Origin of the sequence: Salinibaculum salinum (assembly GCF_037645885.1) — an archaeon.
GTDB lineage: Archaea > Halobacteriota > Halobacteria > Halobacteriales > Haloarculaceae > Salinibaculum > Salinibaculum salinum.
Genome location: NZ_JBBENW010000003.1, coordinates 1 through 21077 on the forward strand (window position 1 = coordinate 1; position 21077 = coordinate 21077).

The 21077-nt window shown below is 53.2% G+C and carries 15 protein-coding genes, 1 tRNA gene and 1 pseudogene; 5 read left to right on the plus strand and 12 right to left on the minus strand.

Going from position 1 to position 21077, the window contains the following annotated elements; translation table 11 throughout:
- Positions 1–82: 82 nt before the first annotated feature.
- The 5 genes and pseudogenes from WDJ60_RS05405 to WDJ60_RS18815 all read right to left on the minus strand — a co-directional run bounded on the left by WDJ60_RS05405 (position 83) and on the right by WDJ60_RS18815 (position 6670).
- Entirely contained in the window at positions 83–943 is an 861-nt protein-coding gene (locus WDJ60_RS05405) for a tyrosine-type recombinase/integrase (protein ID WP_340099070.1), read from the minus strand.
- A gap of 371 nt (positions 944–1314) precedes the next feature.
- Complete coding sequence (locus WDJ60_RS05410; RefSeq protein ID WP_340099072.1) at positions 1315–3144, minus strand: transposase; 1830 nt, start codon at positions 3142–3144, stop codon at positions 1315–1317.
- A 236-nt stretch (positions 3145–3380) separates the two neighbouring features.
- Positions 3381–5030 carry a pentapeptide repeat-containing protein gene (locus WDJ60_RS05415; protein ID WP_340099074.1) on the minus strand — a complete coding sequence of 550 codons (1650 nt, stop codon included), beginning with the start codon at positions 5028–5030 and terminating at the stop codon, positions 3381–3383.
- Between the two features lie 305 nt (positions 5031–5335).
- Positions 5336–5788, minus strand: coding sequence for a TRAM domain-containing protein (locus tag WDJ60_RS05420; protein ID WP_340099076.1), 453 nt, complete (start codon positions 5786–5788; stop codon positions 5336–5338).
- A 60-nt stretch (positions 5789–5848) separates the two neighbouring features.
- Positions 5849–6670, minus strand: a pseudogene (locus WDJ60_RS18815) (CBS domain-containing protein).
- Positions 6671–6760: 90 nt separating this feature from the next.
- On the opposite strand from WDJ60_RS18815, the gene WDJ60_RS05440 reads away from it, so the two are divergent.
- The gene (locus WDJ60_RS05440) at positions 6761–7117 is read left to right on the plus strand and encodes a DUF8165 family protein (RefSeq protein WP_340099083.1); all 357 of its coding nucleotides are present in this window, start codon (positions 6761–6763) and stop codon (positions 7115–7117) included.
- Positions 7118–7247: 130 nt separating this feature from the next.
- Here WDJ60_RS05440 and WDJ60_RS05445 read toward each other — a convergent pair whose 3' ends face one another.
- Positions 7248–7589, minus strand: coding sequence for a DUF8158 family protein (locus WDJ60_RS05445; protein WP_340099084.1), 342 nt, complete (start codon positions 7587–7589; stop codon positions 7248–7250).
- A 96-nt stretch (positions 7590–7685) separates the two neighbouring features.
- Here WDJ60_RS05445 and WDJ60_RS05450 point away from each other — a divergent pair, with 96 nt between their 5' ends.
- Positions 7686–8027, plus strand: a complete 342-nt coding sequence (locus WDJ60_RS05450) for a hypothetical protein (protein ID WP_340099085.1) — start codon at positions 7686–7688, stop codon at positions 8025–8027.
- Between the two features lie 419 nt (positions 8028–8446).
- Here the strand turns inward: WDJ60_RS05450 and WDJ60_RS05455 are convergent, their stop codons facing one another.
- Entirely contained in the window at positions 8447–10348 is a 1902-nt protein-coding gene (locus WDJ60_RS05455) for a hypothetical protein (RefSeq protein WP_340099086.1), read from the minus strand.
- 281 nt (positions 10349–10629) lie between these two features.
- On the opposite strand from WDJ60_RS05455, the gene WDJ60_RS05460 reads away from it, so the two are divergent.
- Positions 10630–10830 carry a hypothetical protein gene (locus tag WDJ60_RS05460; RefSeq protein ID WP_340099087.1) on the plus strand — a complete coding sequence of 67 codons (201 nt, stop codon included), beginning with the start codon at positions 10630–10632 and terminating at the stop codon, positions 10828–10830.
- A gap of 3196 nt (positions 10831–14026) precedes the next feature.
- Here the strand turns inward: WDJ60_RS05460 and WDJ60_RS05465 are convergent.
- The gene (locus WDJ60_RS05465; RefSeq protein ID WP_340099088.1) at positions 14027–14500 is read right to left on the minus strand and encodes a hypothetical protein; all 474 of its coding nucleotides are present in this window, start codon (positions 14498–14500) and stop codon (positions 14027–14029) included.
- 533 nt (positions 14501–15033) lie between these two features.
- Between WDJ60_RS05465 and WDJ60_RS05470 the strand changes: the two genes are divergently transcribed.
- Entirely contained in the window at positions 15034–16137 is a 1104-nt protein-coding gene (locus WDJ60_RS05470; RefSeq protein WP_340099089.1) for a hypothetical protein, read from the plus strand.
- Between the two features lie 405 nt (positions 16138–16542).
- Here WDJ60_RS05470 and WDJ60_RS18885 read toward each other — a convergent pair whose 3' ends face one another.
- Entirely contained in the window at positions 16543–16716 is a 174-nt protein-coding gene (locus WDJ60_RS18885) for a DUF7970 domain-containing protein (RefSeq protein ID WP_465269240.1), read from the minus strand.
- Positions 16717–17249: 533 nt separating this feature from the next.
- Here WDJ60_RS18885 and WDJ60_RS05475 point away from each other — a divergent pair.
- On the plus strand, positions 17250–18368 hold the full coding sequence (locus tag WDJ60_RS05475) for a tyrosine-type recombinase/integrase (protein ID WP_340099090.1): 1119 nt from the start codon (positions 17250–17252) through the stop codon (positions 18366–18368).
- A 14-nt stretch (positions 18369–18382) separates the two neighbouring features.
- Here WDJ60_RS05475 and WDJ60_RS05480 read toward each other — a convergent pair whose 3' ends face one another.
- The 3 genes from WDJ60_RS05480 to WDJ60_RS05490 form a co-directional block, all read right to left on the minus strand.
- A complete protein-coding gene (locus WDJ60_RS05480) occupies positions 18383–19486 on the minus strand; it encodes a tyrosine-type recombinase/integrase (protein ID WP_340099091.1) in 1104 nt (367 codons plus the stop codon).
- A gap of 244 nt (positions 19487–19730) precedes the next feature.
- A tRNA-Glu gene (locus tag WDJ60_RS05485) sits at positions 19731–19805 on the minus strand.
- A gap of 70 nt (positions 19806–19875) precedes the next feature.
- On the minus strand, positions 19876–21063 hold the full coding sequence (locus WDJ60_RS05490; RefSeq protein ID WP_340099092.1) for a helix-turn-helix transcriptional regulator: 1188 nt from the start codon (positions 21061–21063) through the stop codon (positions 19876–19878).
- Positions 21064–21077: the final 14 nt, after the last annotated feature.

The window sequence follows — 21077 nt, forward strand, 5'->3', positions numbered from 1 at the left end:
ACGGAGGTCGCTGCGTGGGAACGCACCCGAAACGAGGACGAATCCGAGATTGAGTGGCAGTTCACGGCCGATGACGCTCGCATCAAACTCCGCCAGCTATATCCAGCAAATCACGATTGAAGCCGCAGTAGTTCGCTAAGTAGGTGGCGCGGCTGTGTCTGAAGTGGTGAGGATTGACGGGCTTTTCAATTCCGACTCGTTCTCGCGCTTGATCGAGGATCCGTAAGCGAATGTACTGGTAACTGATTGTGTCATCTGGGGAGCCTTGCGTCTCATCGATCTTGCACCACAGCGGTGCATCCGGCCGCCCGTTTGGATGGGCGGTGAGCCATGAGTCGAGGTACGAGACTGATTCGAGCAGGGGGAGTCGGCGTGACCCGGTTTTCCCTGAAATGACGACTTGCTTCCCTTGCGTCGTTTCCTCGATGTGACTCACTTGAAGGTCGATGAGCTCGCCGATCCGGGCCCCGGTTTCCCACAGCAAAGCGATGAAGGCGCGGTCGCGGTCATTGCGGCACGCCTCTACCATCGCTTGGACATCGCGCGGTGTGAGCAGACTTTGCGGCAGGATTCGCTTCTGTTCGACCGGTCCGCGCCGGATCCATTTTGTCTCTTCAGGGTCTTCGCCATTGTTCATCCACTTCCAGAACTGCTTGATCGCTTGTTTGTAGTCGACGACAGTCGATGCACTCGTGCCGCGGGTGTACAGCCACGCGACGAGCTCCACGATATCGTCTTTGTCGAGCGCAGTAAACGGAGTCTGGCCGACGTGGTCGGTGATGATTTTGAAATGCGCGAGTAGTTTTTGTTGTTGGGCAGGGCTGATGTCGGCGAGAACCATGTCCCTGTGATACGCGTGAATCAGCTGCTTATTATCCGGGTGGATATGTGAGGCCGACTCGACGTACTTCAGTACTCGGGCTGCTGCCGCCTCGTAATCCATTGTCGGCATGCCACAGAGACAGGCTCTCTACGGAGATAATCTGCGCGGTGACTCTTCTTCGGACTGAGAAAACTCATCCCTGCTGGCACTGATAGATGCTCGCAAGTAGAGACTTGAAAGCGGAGAAATCTCGGTGAAACCACGCACCGCAGGTGGGCAAGCAGCAGTTCTCAGGATGGCTCCAAGTATTCTTACCAAACATCTGTAGAGATGACGGCCAGATGTTTGGTAAGAATCCAGGGACGGCCCCGCGTCCTCGCGGCAGTATCCTTAGTCGTAGCAGTCCTCGGTAATCGGGTCGAAATTCGTAACTTCGCAACAGCGATTCGCGGGGTCGAATCAGGTGGTCAGATCGAGGCCGCTGGCGTTCGCTAAGATATCACTTTTTTTTCTGACATGTCGGCCACTTCGCCGATGTCCGTCGGGTGCAGGTCATCGACGAGCGCGGTCATGAATTCGTTTGCCGTGTACTCGTAGTTCCCCTGGTTGTCCTTCACCTGCAACGGCTCGTCGGCCTCGTGCGGGGCGTAGTCCCGCTCGTTCGCCGCCGCGAGCACGTTCGCGCCCATCCACATGTTGTTTAGGAGGATCGCCCAGTTGAACAGGAATACTCGCTGGTTCCGCATCGGTGTCGCTGACTTCGGCATAAAGTCGTGTTTCAGCATCCGATACGCCGTTTCGATACCCCAGCGGAGCCGGTAGTCGGCCGCCAGCGCCGCGCCGCCACCATCAACGGTCCTCGGGTTGATGTTCGTGTAGAACGCTTCCCAGTTCTTCGGGTCTTCAAGGCCGGTGTCGGCCCGCTTTAGCCGCTTCTCCGACGGATTCACGAACAGATAGTGGTCGGCGTCATTGGACGCGCCGATGCCGATTTCGTACGGCTGAGAGTTCCACGAGTCCTCGCGGAGTTCCGTGCCCATGATGAGGTCCTCGAACGCGCCCATGTTCCGCGGCGCGGTAATGACGAAGTCCTGGTCGCGCTCCTTCAGCTCGTCCTTGATATTCTTGGTGTAGAAGTCCTTGTCGAGGAACACGCGCCCGACGTCGAACTTCGCTTCCGAGTAGTTGAGAAGCTGATTCAGGTGGTAAGCCCGCCGGTTTCGGTGTTCGACCGACCGCGCGGCGAACGTCATCGGTACCGGTGTCCCCACGAGCGAGACGGTGGCGAACTGCCACGAGTGCGAGTAGTTCCGGCCGGGCTTCGTCCCTTCGACGGCACCAGGCTGTTCGCGGTCGTCGTCCGGCGTGTCTTCGTCGTCTATTTTCCCAAACCACGGCCATCCAGTGAGATCTACAGCGAGATCGGGGCGGTCGGGAAGCAGATTGTAGCGGTCGAGCAGGTCCAGGTACTGTTCGAAGGCACAGATGAACATCGCCCGGAAGTGGCCGCGCGAGGACTCGCGTACCTGATTCCAGAGCGCCTTCGAGGTCGGTGTCTTTCGCGCCCAGTAGTACGGTTTCTGCTGGAGGCTGTCCCGGGCGTTGTTCGGGTGGATGTTGTGGTGGGACGCGAGTTCGTACGGCTTGAACACCTCCCACTTGTCGTAGTACGGATCCGTGCGGCCGAGTTGGATGCAGGCGTAGCCGGTCGTCTTCATCGCCCGCGTGAGCTTCACGAGTTCCGGCGCGTCCATCCCATCGGCCACGGCCTCCGGATCAGGCGCGTCGCAGAGATCGGCCATCTCGACACTCTCGTCTTCAGCCCACTGAGCGACGTTCGCGGCGGCGGTTTCGAAGCGTGCGAGTTTCTCGTCGGGGATACGGTCACGGATGTTGTCGATAGTGCGCTCACTGACGCGCTCAGAGACGTTCATCTCCTCGTGAACCGCGTGGTCGTTCATTTGCTCTTCGAGCCTGTAGGACGGCGTGTCGGTGAGTTCCTGGCCGAGAATCAGTCGTTTGGCTTCTGCGTCGGTGAGGTCACGAGCGAGACCATCCACGCCGAGTTCGAACCGTGTAGTCCGGAGCATCCCGATGCGACCGACGGCTTCGCGGGGGGAGAGGCCGCGGCAGAGAGCATCGCGTAGCTGGTCTTCAATCGGTATCGGATCCCCGAGCGTAGCGACCTTGACATCGGGCTGTTCGCCGTAGACGCTCTCATCAGAAGTCTTCTTGAGGCTCGTGCCCGCTACGAAGTTGTCTTCAGCGTCGGACGGGTCGCCAATCTCCCACGAGCCATCGAGCCCGCCATCATCCGACATTACACAGAGTATGACGGGTAAGTGTCTTTAAGACACCGTTCAGCTTTCGGCCCCATCCTCAATCATCGTGTACGTTGGAGGGGTCTTGGCGACAGAGTCTCGCCTAAATCAGCGGATAGAACATCGATTTCCGTCGTATTTGTATGCAATATGGATTATAAAAGTTAGCCGCACAGGAGTGTGTTGTCCGCCATTCAAACGGTTTTAGATTATCAAGAATCATATATTATATGAAACTACTCATCGAGAATCAGTTCGCCAGAAACATTGGCCTCAGAGAAGTCTACAGCATCATTCTCCCAACCGAGAGAAGAAAAGTTAGCGTTACCTTGGATTTTCATTCCAGTCATTGAATGTTTGACCGGTTCAAGGTGCTGATTAGTAGTCGCCCAATCGACACCGCTGAAGTCAGCGTCGCCATCAATCACTACCTCACTCCAGTCTGTACCGGATTCGAATACCGCGTCTGCGAAAAGAATGTTCTCGTCGAACGACGCTCCGCTAAAATCGGACCCGCTATGGAAGGATACATTCCGGAAATCTGCAGTCCCTGATACCTCGATATCAGTGAATCGAGCGGGAGAATCAAACCTTGCTTTGGCAAAACTCACTTTTCCGCCAAACTCGACGTTCGTTGCGTCAAACTTATCTAAAGAGTTGTAGTTGTAGAACCAAGATTTTCGAAACGTCGTCTCTGCTTGGAACTTTGTGTCCGAGAGATCTATTCCTTTTCTGAATCGTGATTCTTTGAAGTTTGCTGGCTTATTTACTATTACATCGTTGAATTCGAAGTTTCCTTTTGTCTTCGACATAACACCTGAGAAATCAATTTTCCCGTCGAATTGGACCTCTTCAAAAATTGCTCCCGCCTCAAACGTCACGTTGTGGAACGAAGCTTCTCCAAACTCAATTTCAGCAAACTTGGGTTTCACACCGAACTTAGCCCCTTCAAAAGATGCCTCTCCTTCAACCTGTGTTTTAGGACTTTCAAGAGTTGATTTGAATTCCAAAGTCCCATCAAATACTGTCTCGTCGCAAACAAGATCACCGGCTATAACAGTATTATGGAACGCCAGATCTGACTTGGTCAGCATCTCTACGAAGTTGAGCCCCGATTGGAACGTCGCAGTGGTGAATCCAAAGTCGCCGGTAATTGAGGTCCTTTCAAATGTGGCCTTATGTTCAAACGTAGCATCCGCAAATGTTCCTGAAATGTCTTGTGCATTAAACGAAGAATCCTTGACTTTCACTTCTCCTTCAAAAACAGCATCACGAAAACTGAACCAGCCGTTTAGCGTCGTACTCGTCAACTCTAACGGCGCAGACGCTGTTATCATCTTGAAATAAACACGGTCGTCAAATCGGACGCCATCGAAGAGTGTTTTCCCATCAAACGATGAACAGTTGAAGTTGACTGAACGTCCGAATGTAGTATCTACTATCTCAAGTCCTCCTTCAAACGTTGCGCCGGTGAAATCAATCTCCGCACTGAACTTCGAATCCGTCAATGAAATATGGTCTTGGAATCGGCAGTGGGTCAGATCGATAGGTTGGTCTGAAGGAAGCTCAAAGGATTCTCCCTCTATTTTCAATTCGCCGAACCTGGCACCGATAAATTGCGTCCTCAAGCGCGACTCCTCTATGTCATCATCAATCGAATTAACAGCTTTCAATAGTGCAGAGGTAACTCGGTTGTCTTCTTTCTGTTCAACGGGGAGATGAAAGAGACAAAGATCCTCACCTTTCTCCGCGTCGTGAGGGCAGGTCCAGACACCTTCGTCGTTCAGATCGGAACTACTCACGAAGCATCTTGAGTCATCACTTCCTCCCCAAGTGTCCGGTACGTCAGGATCAAGAATGTACTCACAAGTCCCGCCGTTCGTCATTACCCCACAACAATGAATTCCTCTCATTTAATATCTCGGTGGTGAATAGACTACGCTATTCGTCTCCTCTGGAATTCAGAAATGAATGTCCGGAACCAAGTTGGTCTCCTTGTGAGAACTCATGGCAGTATGTCCACCGCCGACTTCAGCTTCTGTTCACCGCAACGAATGTGAGTAATCCCGACTACAATCTCTTCAAACTTGAAGAACTGTCCAGCGTAGATAACCTGAACTATGACACTTCGGATGGAAAAGAACGGTTCTTCAAGTCGTTGAGAGAGTTTCGGTGCTGACCGAACCAACCGCTACGAAGTTACGAATTTCGACCAGATTACCGAGAACTGGTAGTAGCTCACACGGTCAACGACAGTGGCGAACGCGACGTTCTCTCGGACATCCGTAACTTCAACGACAACCCGTTCGCCTTGCTCAGTCTCAGGGACAATCACGACGAAGCCACGTTCGACACGCGTAACGCCGTCACCCTGGTCACCGATATCTTCGATTTCAACAGTTCTGGTCTCGCCTTCGTCGACTGGTGGCGTCGGTGCCGCGTGGTCTCGCTCGTGCCGCGGCTGCGTTTCGTTATCACCACCGTTCGACTGTGTTGTCTCAGGGAGGATTCCAACCCGGTACGACTTGTCCAATCGAACGTTGTTCAGTTGGATTTCATCGGCCGGAACTTCGATGACGTATGAATCGGCGCGCTCTTCGACGGTACCAGAGAACAAGCAGCGAAGTTGTGGTGGGATTTCCATTCGTGGAACGTATCCTGGTAGACGGGTGGGACGGCATATCACTCTACTGCTGACGCAGTCTTACTGCATCGCCGCTGTCCCGGGAGCAAACCCCGCGTCGTGGAGGGTCATAAGGACGTCGTCGATGATTTCGAGCGTGTCGTGAAGGTTCTCGGTAGTCCGCCCGGCACTCAGGAACTCGTTGCTGTCTGTGTTCTCGACGAGCAGGTTAGCGTGCGCGACATCATTACGAAGTTCAGTGACGTTGTGAAACGCAGTGCTCGCTCCTCCTTTTGTAAAGAAGCACAGGCTTGCCAGCAAGATTCGACGCTACTAACGATCGTTTCAAGCGTCGAAAATTGTGCGTAGTGGATTTCAGTCAAGACGACGTTCGCGGTTTGTGCGTCTTCGTACCGTTTTTCGATGTCGTCGAGTTCTCGGCTGTAACTGGTGTGTTTTTCCAGTCAGGTGCTTCGCTGAGGATGAGTGCGCGGAGATGTTCTTCGAGGTACGTGATACGGTCGAAGAGATACATGCGTGCAGGCGCAGTGTTGAGGTCTGCACGGGTCAGTATACCGGTGACGTGGTTGTGTCCGCCGAGAAAATACACTGGCTTGGGGATGAGTGCTGAGAGGACTCCGCTGAAAGACGTGTCGCCACTGATCATGTGATTGATTGTGAGCGCGGTGAGATGCTCAGTGAGAGTTTCGCCGCCATGTCGGTTGTGACGTCGCCTCTGTGGAGAAACCCGACAGGGTCGCCGTTCTCGTACACAGGGGCAGCGTCGTACCCGTTGTCAGCAAGCCACTCGACAGCTTCGGCGGGTGCAGTATCGTGGCTGAGGTGTTCGACTGGTTGCGTAGCGAGTTCAGTTGCAGTGCAGTCGTAGAGGTTGCGTGGCATAGTGAGTGGCCGGACTGCTGGTTCGTCAAACCAAGGATGTGCGCGCCACCACAATATTAATGCACCATGAGAATATATTTTTTAGTAGTTATGCACAAAGGACATTTTACTTCGGCGGCGGCTGCTCTCGACCATGGGGACGCGAGTGTTCTCTTCCCCGTTGAGGAACTCAATAAAACTATTCTGCAGCACCGGGATGCCGAACTCGCCCTTGCTGACCGTGATGGGGAAGATGTCATCGTCATCGCGCCGACCAGCATGGCGAGCAGTTACTTCCTTACGCAACATATCCTCACTGCGATTCCCATCGACGGACTATCATCGACGGTCAAAGCACAACTTGCAGGCTCCCTTGATGTGCCTATCGAGTCCTTCGAACTGATCCAAATCGGGAAGTGGACGACCGACAGCTCGAATCACTCGCTCACCGAGTACGCAGACGCCTGACGTGCTCCTTCAGAGGGTGTCATCGAACACTCCACAAGGAGGTTATTCTCAACGCTAACTGGCTACACACGCAGTTCACTAAGCCTGCAAACAGACTCCAAAGTTGGGGAAACGGTCATCTCCTTGCTGCTCATGACTCGGTTGCTTGCTGATCAAGGAGTTCCCGGAGATAGGAACGACCGGCGACACCGACTTCAATCCCGCGAACGTAGTCTTCTCCGCCAAAGGCTTTGACGCCAGCTGAGCGTTGAGTGAGTCCCTCAACGAGGACGAGACGTATACACTCGGTAACTGCAGATTTGCTATGCGCTTCGACAGCGGTGCTGACGTATCGGTCGAAGTGGGCATCCGGGTTCTGTTCCGGTCGGGGATCAGCCGCTCGTTCTAAGGCGAGCTCGATGACGTCATCGACTGAGGGATGGGCCGGGTTCCCCGTATTCTCCCGCACACGATACGCCTCGTCCGTGGACATGTCGACAAGTAGTATTTCGAGTGGCAAAAGTGCAGTTGGCGATTCGTCGAGAGCCGCGTCATCGAAGTTTTTTTCCCTCATGACCGATGGCGAGGTATGTCTGCAACTCGCGTCGGATCTGACTGGACAGTCGAGTGGGCGACACCTACCCCTGCTGGTGATGGGTACCTAGATAATTTGGTGCTGAGCCGTGATCAGGCGCGTGCCTACGGCGACGATCTTGTGATGTCCCTACGGGTAGATGAGGAGATGCTGCAAAAGCGAGGAATCAATCCTGTTGAGCCGTTTGCCTGGAAGATTGAAGACAGTGAGTTACTGACAAAGCAGATTTCGCGCCAAGCGTTCGAAACCGTTGCAGACAGCGATCGAGATGATGCCGGGTATGCCAGTCACGTGCTGGACGAGCGAGCGAGACGGCGAATTAGAAACGGGCAGTAGAGACTGAGCTATTGTTAGGTGATGAAACAGCGTCCGTCGTCAAGATTGCCAGTGGAAAGAGTAACCGCTTCTTCTGTCACCAGCGCTCGTCTAGGAAACTATATCCAAATAGCCAATTCTCAATTAGCCTATTCTAGATTAGTCTATTCAGGAATTTGATTTGGCTAGCCACCAGTCACAGGGTCTGGAGCGATTCGTCAATCGGACGGACGAAACGCCCATACCTCCTGTACGAGCGCATTCATCTGGATGTTGAACTGGTTGGAGCCTAACCCGGTGAGGAACCTACACCGGCCTGATCACACTGGAGAGTCTTTCATTCCAAGTTCGGCTAAGTGAACGCGCTGGTCAGTAAGCGTGCGGAGTGACCGTGGCTTTCTGAGGGGTCTCCATGCGGCACTTTGTGACGCTCTCTTCGATCAGTGGGTCGTATCGGAGTCGTGGTCAAAGTCGTCCGGATGCCGATGGTTCTCAGGTGCGTCCCGATCGTCAGGGGAGGTCATGAGATCCGAGCCGCCAACTGCGGATTCGTCTGGTTGCGTGAGTCGATCCTGTAGTTCGGGTGGTTCGACGAATGCATCTTCATCAGTCGCGTTTGGTGCCATCGGCGTGTGGTCACGAATTGGTTCGGCGTGAGACTCTGTCGTCGACGGAGTTGAGCCCGACGTGGTCTCGCTTTCTGTACCCGACGCCGGTAGGTCCGACGCAGCAGAAGCGTCTGATGATTGTCCCGTGGAAGGCTGAGTCGACGTGTCTGAGCTCTGTTCGGCGTCTGGTGGATCGTCTCGCTCGGGTGAGTGATCGCTGGTGGCGTTGGCGAGTTTCCGTGTAACGCGCTCGCGTGAGCGGGACAAGCCACTTGCCTCGTAATGTGCTTGGGCTTCAGAGAGTGCCGCTGCTCGATCAACGTCGTCCTGTGACCGGCTGGTCATGGCTCTGGCTTCCTGTTGCTGCCCGGCCAGATGGTGGACGATTTCATTACACCGGTCAGTGGGAATATCGTACGTCAACACGTGGTCGATTGCGTCGCCGAGAAGTTCGACTGCACGTTCGTGGTTGCTGGCTTCGAGAGCCGCGTCGGCGTCGACTATCGCGGCATTGTAGATCGGGAGCCACTCGTGGAGGGAATCGGTCGCCGAAGCGATGGCTTTCGCACGCTCGAACTGAGTGAGTGCGAGGCGGTAGTTGTTGTTGCTGCGATGAGCGTGGCCGACCGTTGAGGCGTGATTGTAGCGGGCACGCTCGGCCAGAGCCTCGACGCCGACGTCTTCAGCAGCTCGTTCGGCACCTTCGAACAGCACTGTCTCCATCCAAGAGTCGGTCATGGTGGTTCTCCCCGTCCAGTACAAGGCGTTTGCGAGGACGTACGCGAACTCGTCGGACGTGTGCTGGCGGGCCGCCGCACAAAGCAGTCGCCGCCAGACCCGCCCGCGGTCGTCGAAGGCAGCCTGCTTGGCATCTCTCTTTCGACGGGCGTACTGGCCAGTCAAGTGGTAGCGCCGTTCCATCGCGTAGCCTTCCGCTGCATACACCCCTTTCGTGCACACGAGGTGTGCCAGATAGCAGGCGAACCAGAGACCGTCCTCCCGCTGTTCAAGATCCGTTCGATCGTAGCCTAACGACTCAAGCATCGTCTCCGTCTCATCGACTGTCTGATGAACGGCGGCCATCACGTCGGCTAGTGCCGGTACTAACTCGACAGCACCAATCTCCCCGATGTTGTCGAGTCCGTCGACAAGTGCTTCGAGTTGGCTTGCGGTCTGCAGCGTGAATCCCACTGGAATAGTGAGTGCGCCACGGATGATGGCGTAGCGAGTGGAATGTAATCGACTGGCGGCATACCGGTCTGCGTTCGCAACGGCCTGTAATACCGTGACGGTCTGCTCAACCGATAGAAACTGCCCGCAGGCAAACGCCAACTCCGGAACCGACCGAACAGTACCAAGCACTTCCTGACTGTCTGTCCTGTCTCCTTGAAGGATCGATTCGATCGTCCTAGTGACTGTCGGATCTGGAAGCATCACCGCCACTGACCGATCGGCAACACGAATGCGAACGCGAGCCAAGCCAGATCCCTCTGGAACACGGATCTGGAGTCGAGTCGCTTCTTGCCCGCCACGGTGCAGTGGGCTATCTAACCGTTCGGCAGTACCTGTCCAGACGAGGTTGAGGGTCGTGGCTTGGCCAGTCGAGTCGAGACAGGAGAGTTCGTACCGGTAGTCCTCGGTCGCTGTCGTTCGGTCCGGATCTTTCGGGGTTCTCGAAATCGTTAATTGCAGACCGTCGGTGAGAGTATACGTTTGGTCGGGGACAACCTGCATACCAAATGACTAGTTCGTGAAAGTTCGTGTTAAGTATTCGGTCAGTACAGCATGACGTTGAGACTGGACTACTACTGAACTCGAAACCAGGATGGGATCGTTGACCGTCTATATTGACGGCTTTCGAATGCACGAACAGCTTGAGGGGCCTGAGATGCAGTTTCTGATTGGCTATCTAGGAGAGGCGAACTAGGATGCGTGAGCTAGGAAATCAGCCTCTAGAGGCCATCTATTGCTCAGCAAAGGGGATTTTAGTACTTCCCCTGCAAAAGCATACCTGTATGAGTTCAGACAAGCCACCTGAATTCGATGAACTGCTTCCAGATACGAGTGGGAAATACTCGTGTCCAATCTGTCATGACTTCGAGGCTGATGAGAAGGATCAAGTCAAAGCCCACATCTCGGGGTCTCAGGACGAACAACACGACGATCTCGGTTGGAATTACGAGAGTGAAATTGCAGCCACGGCCGAAACTGAGTGACGACGCAACCGTCTCACTCAGTTTTTCTCGAAACAGGACGCAGTGGCTTCATGCCTGTTCTTGAACTGGTTGGTAAACGTCATGTCGGTTCCAGAGGGCCTCACGAGCGGTTTCGAACTCGCGGGAAGGGTTCGTCGGGGACCGTAAGTGGACAGTACTGGCAACGCGCCGGTTCCATGGAATGTTCTGTCCGTCGTCGGTCCAACAGACGATTGGGTTTCCATCGATTGTTGGGGGTTCGCCTGTTGTCTCAAACTCGATGGTGAGGACGGCAGGTAATTCCACCGCGTCAGTCACAGACCACCAGCCGAGCCCTCGATAACCCGAATCACGATACAACTCCGTCATGAAGTGAATTGGCTCGCCGTCAAGCGAGACGGACCACGATACTCGGTCTCGGAGGTTGCTTTCCAGAGACTGCTGCCTTGACCCTCGTCTGGAATCGAGCGGTGCGAGCCTAGCTTCGGTGCCTGGTGTGAGTGCCCGCCAGAAGAAGAGTGTCGTGTCGGATGGGATCACATATTGATGGCTATTCCCATCGAGCGGGAGTTGTATTTCAACCGCGGGATGTGAGAGACGTTCAGTCTGCATTGTCGGCGGAGTATATTGGCGCTGGGTTTGCCGACACCGAACGTGTCTCTAGGTCAGGACTCAGATCAGTCACTCGAAACCGTGTTGTACTCATGAGCCCGGGAAATCGGCCTGATCCACAACTGTAACAATGGTGCTTGAACGTCTCACCGATCGAGGTTTCGTAACTGGTTTCGAATCGTGCTAGAGTACGACACTCTTCGCAGACCGCCTCAAACACGTCATCGGAAGTCGTCCAAGTATCATCTACTGTGAATTCTTCAATAGCATTGTGTGTCGTCATGCAGAACACGTCCCTCAGTATACGCTACTATCAGAGCTAGCACAATAGTGTTGATCCTAGTCGAAGCGGTGACCGCTTTTGTTGTCCTCACTTTCGCCTCACGGGAAGTGCGACGAGAGAGGGGGACCCTTATCGATTTGTTCTGGAAAAACAGTCCCCTCGAAAATGTCCTCACGCGCGTTCTCAACGATATTTTCAACGATATTTGGTGATCGTTTCACATTCGTTCTTCCTTCTCTCCTAGCCCTATGAAGCCAGGTAGAAGAACACCCACCCTTATCGACTTGTTTGATTCTCTCGCATTCTTGTGGTTTTCGCCGGTTAATCTTATTTAAAGACCCTCGTTCTACCCCTGTTATTTGCCGACCACTTCTACCCGTTCCGGAAAACAAATCGATAAGGGTCCCCCCGGGTTATCTATCCACTCTACTATCTTGCTTCAGCAAGAGATTCTTGGCGTTTGCTGCGAGTTGGGTGTCATTTCTGTGGTGGGTTGTGAGCAGATTATACGAGTTGAACTGCCTTCCTGTTCGTGAACAAGGAACCGGTTCAACCATCGGGAGGGTGTGGTGGGAGTCACTTCTGTACCCCCATTCGGGTTAGTGACCGTGACGCGATTATCCACAATGCCCCTGCGATCTTTTGATCGAAACACTCCGCACTGGTGTTCGCAGTCTGTTTCCCACAGACAGAGAGAAGGCACTAATTCCCACCCCCGTCCCCGTTTCCACGTGAGACCTATCCGAGACACTGCGTCTCGTTCAGCTCACGTCTTACCGGGCTGGCAGGGACGGTGTGATGGGCTTCGAACGCCGGTGCCTTCGGCGCTCATGAGAAACAGTAGCATAGCTGGCCTGTTAGAACTTCTGCTTCCTGTATCCGACCACGAATATCCAGTAATTCATTGAATTCCGGCTCCACAGTAGGTGATTTTGGTTTCTGTCCCGTGTTGGAGGGGGCAGCAGGCGTTGAAAGAGACCCTTGTCTTACCAAATCCTCGATTACTGTTCTCAGAATGTTTGGTAAGATGGTGGAGCTGTACTCCTGATCCCGGTCCCGACAGGACCATGGGACACGGGGGGTGTCCGCAATTAGCGTGACAGGTTTGAAAATCAAGGTGTGTGGGTGTGGGGGACGGGGTGTGTCCGGAAAAGATTGGAGTATTGGTGGGGTGAGTCGTCGGTTGCACACGGGGTGTCCGGAAAAACCGACAAGGATGATAGTGATGGTTTATTGAGGGGTTCTGATTGGGCACAGCGTCGAGTGCCAGGATAGTGCCCGTGACGATTACCGGAGTGCGTGTATTGGGGTAATCGAATTCTCGTGGGGTTCGTCAAACCACTGCGCACGTGCGCTAATCGTTTCTTCGCAGTTTGGACATTGCAAGTAAGTATCGTCCTTGATTGAGCCGGTAGCCTCTAACGCGTCTTCAAGCACGTAGTTGAGGTTATTTGTTGTCTCACCGAAATAAAGAAATGCGGAGACATCCTGGTCAGCTAGTAAGTTGCACGCGAGTAAGTGGAGTAATGTTCGGTAGACATCTCGTTCTGTTTGCGTCTCGGCTGCTAGTCGTTCTTCGAGAAGAAGCTCAGCTGCTGACCCTCTACTCGGGCCGACTGAGAACATGAGTTGTGTCCCGCACGTTGGGCACGACTCGTCGTCGACTAACTCTGCGTGGTCATGCTCTTCGTTACAATTGTCACATCTGACCATGGCGGGGGTATTTTGTACCTATGTAAAAACCCTCGTGCTACAGCGGTAGGACTAGATGACGATGTTGTAGGCGCCGCTGAAGCAACTATTCGCCAGAACGTGATGGCTACACACGATCGGTTACGCGACTGACGACGGTTAATGCCCTATAGCGACCCGTTCGGTAACCCTCGTGATGATACCATTATACTCAGCCGCAGGTTTGCCCGGGACTGGTTCGGTTAGAACTCTGGACGGGGGGTGTCCGCAATTAGCTCGACAGGTTCTATTTCATACATGTACTGCCACAAGGAGGGGGTGTGTCCGGAAAAGACCGACGTGTTGTAGGGGGTAAACGACGAAGAAACGGGGGTGTTCGAAAAGCGCGGTAGTGACACGAGGAAGATAGTATTGACACATAGACAAAGGGTTATCAGAGACATCTTGCACATAGAGAAGGGCGTACTGACAGTGGGTTGACCGTGAGTGGCCCCACCGATTTTGGGAACAGCCATCATCGCCTGACCAAACTAGCCTCAGCGAACCCGCAAGCTGACAACCGAGATAACCAACCAGTTGGGTTACCTACGGAGGAATCCTCATGCTTCAGAGCAGAGAGGAAATCAAAGGTTAGTCGTCGTCGGTATACTCTGGGCCGAGAATTTGCGTCCAGAGTGCCTGTTTAGATCGTTTGCCCGTCTCGTTCTCAGCGTCCTCACTGCCTAGTGCAGCAGCAAACATTACCGACTTGAATATCTCAATAGTCGCTTCAGGGCTCGATTCAGCTAATCGCGTATCCATATCGACATACTCAACCGATCGCGGATTGCCGTAGAACGGCTCGTACACATTATGGAGCATGATCTTAAACTCCTGCAACGACTTAGGTGGGTCGCCATTGATCATAAGGCCGGGGATGCGGGTTCCACAACGCGAGCACTCCTCTTCGATGAATTCGATTTCGCAAAAAGACAGATCAGTAACTACGTCCCGGCGCACCTCTGTGAGGTCATGATACACCTCGGGGGCTAGGTTCTGTTCAAACAGGTCTGCTGTCTCGATATCTTTGCACGGACCCGCTCCGTTTGTGTCTTTTTCTATCATTGGCGCGGAAGGTGGTAACCTACACAATAGTTAAAAGGTTAGCCCTCAGCGAACTGTAATTCACTGGCTGAACCCACTGAAGTGGCTAAATACGGACTGGCAGTACGAGCACCAGAAATATAACACGACCATATCGCAGTTCTGCAGTAACGAATCTCACTACAGTGACACAATCTCAATCGAATTGTTGACCCGTGAGATTCAATAGAAAACTGAGATACACTAATACTGTCCACGTTCGCCGATCCGAACGTCATCTAATAGATTGATTTTGGGCATTTCCCCCTGCAATTTGTTCATGCTGTGAGTCTGCCTTACCTACTGAGAACATGCGGTAGAACGTCTTTGCCGTCGATTCCCGCCAATTGTTTTTCCCGACACGGATCGAATATAGACTCATGCGACTCAGTCCATTTGATCAGCCATCCAAAGATCACTGGTTACTCAAGGCACCACTCTATGGGCGGGCCGGACCACGTAACCCACGAGGCCGATGTACCTTCGAAGTCTTTCCAGTCCAACCCGAGGAAGATGTGCGCGACTGGTCTCGAATCCCAAGAGACGATACCGAGTACGACCCGAGCAACGCGGGATTCGACATCCCGAAAGCAACCTCAGGTACGGACTATGTACTAATGGTCAATACGTTCGACCGGCCGAGGTTACAGTGGTATTCCCGAGGCCAATTCAAAGATCGGTTCCTCTGTGATCCATTAAATCCACCTCGACCACAAGGTGTTGATCCTGACCAGTGGTCAGAGCAGGCTGAAGATAGAATTCGAGGGAGTACTTCAGCGACAGTCACTCTAAATGAGGATGCAAAGACACTGCTAAACCGGATCGCACGGTTGTGGAACGGGCATGAAGTCTGTGATGTCCACCTTCTCGCTGATCAGTGTCCCACCATAAGCCAGCTTTCTGCCGATCTTGACAACGACGATCTGAAACAACTGTATTACAACACAAACCTCGGTCGGGAGACACTACTGGCATTTGGTACCGCTGATTGGTTCGAAGACACAACGAGATTTTTGAAACCAACATCGGTGTTCCGTAAGCGAGCTTGGTACGACCTCACCCAGAAGGGCCGGTTACTAATCAATGGAAAAGATGAGTTCCCCAACCTTCGTGGGGATCCATACGAAGGCCTCGTCCACCGTATCACAGTCGCCCTCGCTTGTCTGCACGATCAAATCCGGCAGCGAAAAACCAGTTCGTACCATGATTGGAAAAACTACACAATTGATGCTATCGCAAAAGACCAACACGGACAGTCCTACGCGAATGAGATCCTCACTAACCATAACAACTTGAAACTCTATCGGAAAACGTACAGGAAGATGGAGGAACTACATACAAAGGGTATTAAACCGGTCGCAATATTTGATTCACGGGAGACTGCGTATAAGGTTTTCAATCACTGGCATCGAAAAGGACTTGCCGAGTTGCCGAACGGACCGTTCAATTCTGAATTCAGTATCAAAAAGGGCAAGGAGATAACCACTGAAGCATACCACAGTAACCAACTTGACTGGGTAATTTCTGATTGGACAACAACGTGGACACTCAAGCAGAACACGCTCGGGCCAAACGGCCCTGACCTCAGCCGAGAGCAGATATTATCATTTAATTGGTAAGACAAATTCCGCAGACACCCTCCAACCAACCCTAAATGGGGGACAGTACCCTAGTTATACTGGTGCGTTTCGTGAGCTATGTTCGACTGAATTCTGAAGTCTTACCCCATTCCGGAGCACGATTTAGCTCCGGAACATACTCGTTGTAGAGTCCGATGACAGAATCCAAATATGTGGACATTTACAACGATTAGTATAAAATCAGAAGACGGCAAGGCCACCGGACGTAGTAGCAATCTTCAATGATATCTCCAAAACCCTCAGACAGCGGTAGGGGATCCCGCTAATTTTGAACTATTATCTTTCAGCCAATGAGGTGGTGAATTATATTGGCGTACTAGATATTTACAACGGTTTTTCTAAAACCGCAAGACAGCGTCTTACTAGGAAATTGAAATGGATTCTCTATAATGAGCAGACGGTAGCTATAATCAACGGGTAGTCAGTCCGGATCTTCTTCGTACCGATAGTCCACCACCTCAGTTCATCGGCTACCTCATCAATATGATTGACTCCAATGCGAACGAGTGTTTCACGGACATCTGTAAGATGCACCTCAGTTCCAGACTCTTTTTCAATAGTTGTATAATATCGGTGTTAAGATCTTCAATTTCGCTGCGCAGATTTAGTTATGACCTCATTCCCGCGGATGCGTGTCCGACGCAGTTTTTTTTTGAGACAGTCACGATTGTTCAGGCCAGCAGAAAGTGATCTATACAGACCACTTTTCGGCTGGCTTAGCGCACAGCTCTTACCTCTTGCAGCAAAACCATGGGCGGAAAAAGCAGAAAAGCGGCGACACCGCTTTCCGGTGAACCGGTTGGTTCGCCGCCGGATACTTGCGCTCACTTCGCAGGCTCGTTCTACGGCTAATTCACCAAACTTCGAGCGCAGACAACCACCTTGTGAAACGCCTACGAAAATCCTGCGCTCGTACGGAACCTGATTTACCTAAGGTAAAGTAGGCACCTGACTCGCGGCAGGTACCTGAGGTAACTTTAGGGCCTATTCAGGGCAATTCTTTAAATACAACTATTTCATTTACTCCTGCGAACCGATGATAAACGACGTCTCTGTATCGATTTACCCTCTTCGCCGGAGGTGGGTAAACGATGAGCGGTAGCGAATGGGACGGATCTCTTATTTCTGAGGATCAGCTAACCCAATTAAACGCCCGTCAGCAAGACATATATACTGAGAAACTATCCAGGTTTGCTCAGTACCTATCAACGAAAGGCAAAGCACCGATAAAAGACATCGGCTACGCCGAAAAAGTGGTAAAGGTACGGATCTCCCGCTTCCATCGAATGGTGAAATGGAGTTGGGACAATAATGGAACAGTAACGACAGAGTTCTCTCCGGAAGATGGTGATGCTGTTAATGCTGCGTTACAAACCGATTCGTTTCGGAAAATGGACGGTGGCCGATTCGCTGAAGGTTCAAAACGAAAACTGAATGATGTCTTGCGGAACTGGTTCGAGTTCAAAAATATCGATTGGGATCCAAAATACACGTTCTCCGACGATAATCCAGAAAACCAACCGGATCCGTTTCTGAAGAAGGAACTCAAAAGGATATGGGAAGCATCGCTGGATTACAAGACCGTTCCTAGTTACAATAACTTGACTCCTGACGAGCGTGACAGGACGAAAGCACATATCGCACAAGAGCTTGGGAAGCCGAAAGACGAGGTTCGACCTGACGATTGGGATCGGCTCAACAAGTGCTGGAAGATTCCGTCGCTAATTCGGACAACGAGGGGTCATGGCTGGCGACCGGATCTTATCAAAAGAATGAAAGTCGATTGGTACGACCCGGAGACGCAAACGATCTACATTCCTGAAGGGGAAGCACCGAAAAATGATGCATCATGGAACGCGACGTTGTCGGACGAAGCAGCCTCAACGCTTGAGAAGTGGCTCAAACAACGGGATCTGAGGGACAAATACGATGGACGGGACGAGATTTGGCTCAACCGTGAGGGGAATCCGTATGAATCAGGGACGCTGAACGATCTTCTTGACAATCTGATCAATGAAGCTGGAATCAGTTCCCGTGGGAGAAATCTCGTTTGGTACTCATTCCGGCACAGCATAGGCACCTACGTATTCAAAGAATACCAAGAACTGGAAATGGTCGCGGAACAACTCAGGCAGAAAAGTAGAACGTCCGCAACGAACTACATTCACCCTATCCCGGAACTCAAGAAAGAAGCTGCGGAGATAATGTGAATCCGGGTGGAGGGTTATCCCATTCGGTCCAGCGCGTCTTGCCTGTCTTCAACTGGCGTCTGATCGTATTTCATAGTCGTTTCAGGACTCTTGTGACGGAGCTGTGTCTGTGCTGCTGCAAGGTCTTCTTCGCGCGTCATGTACGTCCCGACTGAGTGTCGAATCGCATACCAGCTCATTTGTCGGTGTTCCGTATTGATTCCAGCAATCTCACAGAGTCGATGCAAGAGATACCGGAGCGACGCCGTATCGTAGGCATTCTGTTCGCGGGTAAGCCAGATTGATTCCGTATCATCGTAGTCGGAATATGCGCGGCGTTCCTGCATCCACCGCGACAGCATTTCTGCGGTTCGATCACGGAGACTGACGACCCAATTTTCTCTGTTCTTGGCACTGTCTCCTTTGGGGATTCGTAGGACGCTGTTTTCGAGATCAAGCCAAGAGACATCTGACCGGTTGACCTCAACTGGTCGAAGCCCTGCATCGAGACTCGTCCACACGAGTGACGGGATTTTCCATCCGTTGGCACGGTCCCAATCATCAGGGGTAACATCCGATTTTGGTTTCTCAAAGCGTTGTGCAAGATGCCGTTTCCACCGGTCACGTTCGGCGGGTGACAAATTGTTGTAAGACGGAATTGATCCGTACTCAAGCGCGGCATCACGAATCGCTCCCCGCTCATCTTTCGTCAGGTAATCTCTCGGCTGTGTGCTACTGTCGGCAGCAAACGTGATGTCTGGTTCCCACGCGCCGAGCCCCCGCTCATGTTGGAGCCACTTGTAGAGCATTTTTGTTGATTTCTGACAGTTCCGCTTGTGTGTCGCACTCACGTCCCGACGAGCAAGATGATCCATCCACTCGTCGGCATGGTCATGAGTGAGATTTGCTGTATACCCACCCTCCAACTCCCATACAAACCGGTAGAATCGATCCATCCGATACGAGCGGGGTTTGACAGTCCCTTTCGCGTACCCCTTCGCTTTGTCTGGATCTTTCCCATAGGTCAGCAGCCAATTGAGGCAGTCTTCGCGCTCGGAGCGATAATCAAGTAATTGCCGATGGTTCAAGAATGACTCCGAGGTCTCAGTGACGACTGGATAGTCATCGAGGTCACTCATTATCTGGCCTCCGTCCGGCGATTTGCTGTCGGCCCTGTGAGCTTGTGAGCGGTGGACAAATTACGGAATCGCTTGACTGCGGTAGGTTCGCAGGTCCGTCCTGCGAGTCCGATAGGTTGGCAAAGAAGGGAAACCGCAAGACTGCGCGGTTGTGTGTGAATCCTTCGAATCGATTTGGTCTGAGCATTTGGCGAAGTCACCTGTTGTTCACAGACCAGAACCGCAAGAAGGGAGCCGATTGGAGTGCTCCGTCAGGGATTCGAACCCTGGTCCTTGCCGTGAGAGGGCAAGATGATTGGCCGGACTACACCAACGGAGCGGTGTGCATTCCTCAGTAGCGACGAGTTACGTTTAACGATTGCGCTTCGGGCCAGCGGTGTGAGGGTGTCTCACTCGTCGTCGAAGGGCGAGCCGACGGCGTCGGGTTCTTCGCCAGCCTTGCTGATGATGTTTTCCCGCCCGACACGGAGTTTGCTTATCGATCCTTCCTCTTCCATATCCGAGAGGAGCATGCTGACCTTCGATTTGGACCACTCGGTGTTGTCGACGATGTTGACCTGTTTCATTCGGCCACCGTTCTCGTCGAGTAGTTTCAGCACTCGATCCTCGTCGGAGAGCAGTTCCTCTTCGGGAACAGAGGGCTCCGCCGGCTCGGTCCCTGCCGCTGTTTCGGCCTCAGTTGCACCAACGTTCCCTCCATCGCCCTGCTCGCGGAAGATCCCTCCGAGGTTGCCAGAGTACCACGCGATAGTTCCCCCAACGACGAGCAAGAGGAGGATCGCAACCGCAAGCGGGATTGGCCCGACCTCACTCGACGCCGCGTCGACAGGGGTCGAGTTCGCCGTCGATGGTGGCGTTGCTGTCGCAGATTGAGCCGCCCCGGTGACGTTCGGACTGGTCGCGACGACTTTCGGACGGCGGTCGGCGAACTGCCGCTCGCCGTGGTACTCGATAGAGTCACTCGCTGTGAGATTGTCCTCCACGCCGAACCTGTCCGGCGTGGGGTCTGCCGACGAGAATTCGAGGTTCGACTCCTTGTCGAACACCAGTCGCTGGTCCGGACCGATGTACATGCCACCCGCGAACACGTCGTCGACGACAATTCCGCTGGCTGTCGTCCGAGAGAAGTTGGTCCACATAAAGGACATCGACAACCGACCGTAGACGCGGAACTGCTCGTCGACGGTCGCCTCTTTCGCGAACGCCGTCGCGTTCATCTGGCGGTTCGTCTCCTCAGTTCCGAAGGCTGTCAACGCCTCGGCACGGGTCTTGAAATCCCGGAACGTCTGCGTCTCGTTGTTGTTGAACGTGCTCGCGAACGACTCGAACTGCTCGCGCTCGGTACCGTTTTCATCGAGAGTGGTACTGTGCGTTATCGTCCATCTCGCAGAGCCGTTTTCGTAGGTGGTAATCCGAAACTCCGTACTGTCGAATCCCTCCGGCGTACTCAGTTGCGGGGCGTCCTGTGCTTGCTGGAACGTAGTCTCGTCCCCGGTGGCGCTGCTGGCGGGGAGAGCGGCCCCCGTCGTGAGAACCAGCAACGCGACTGCCAACCCGACGAACCACCGGCGTTGCATCTACCCTATACGAC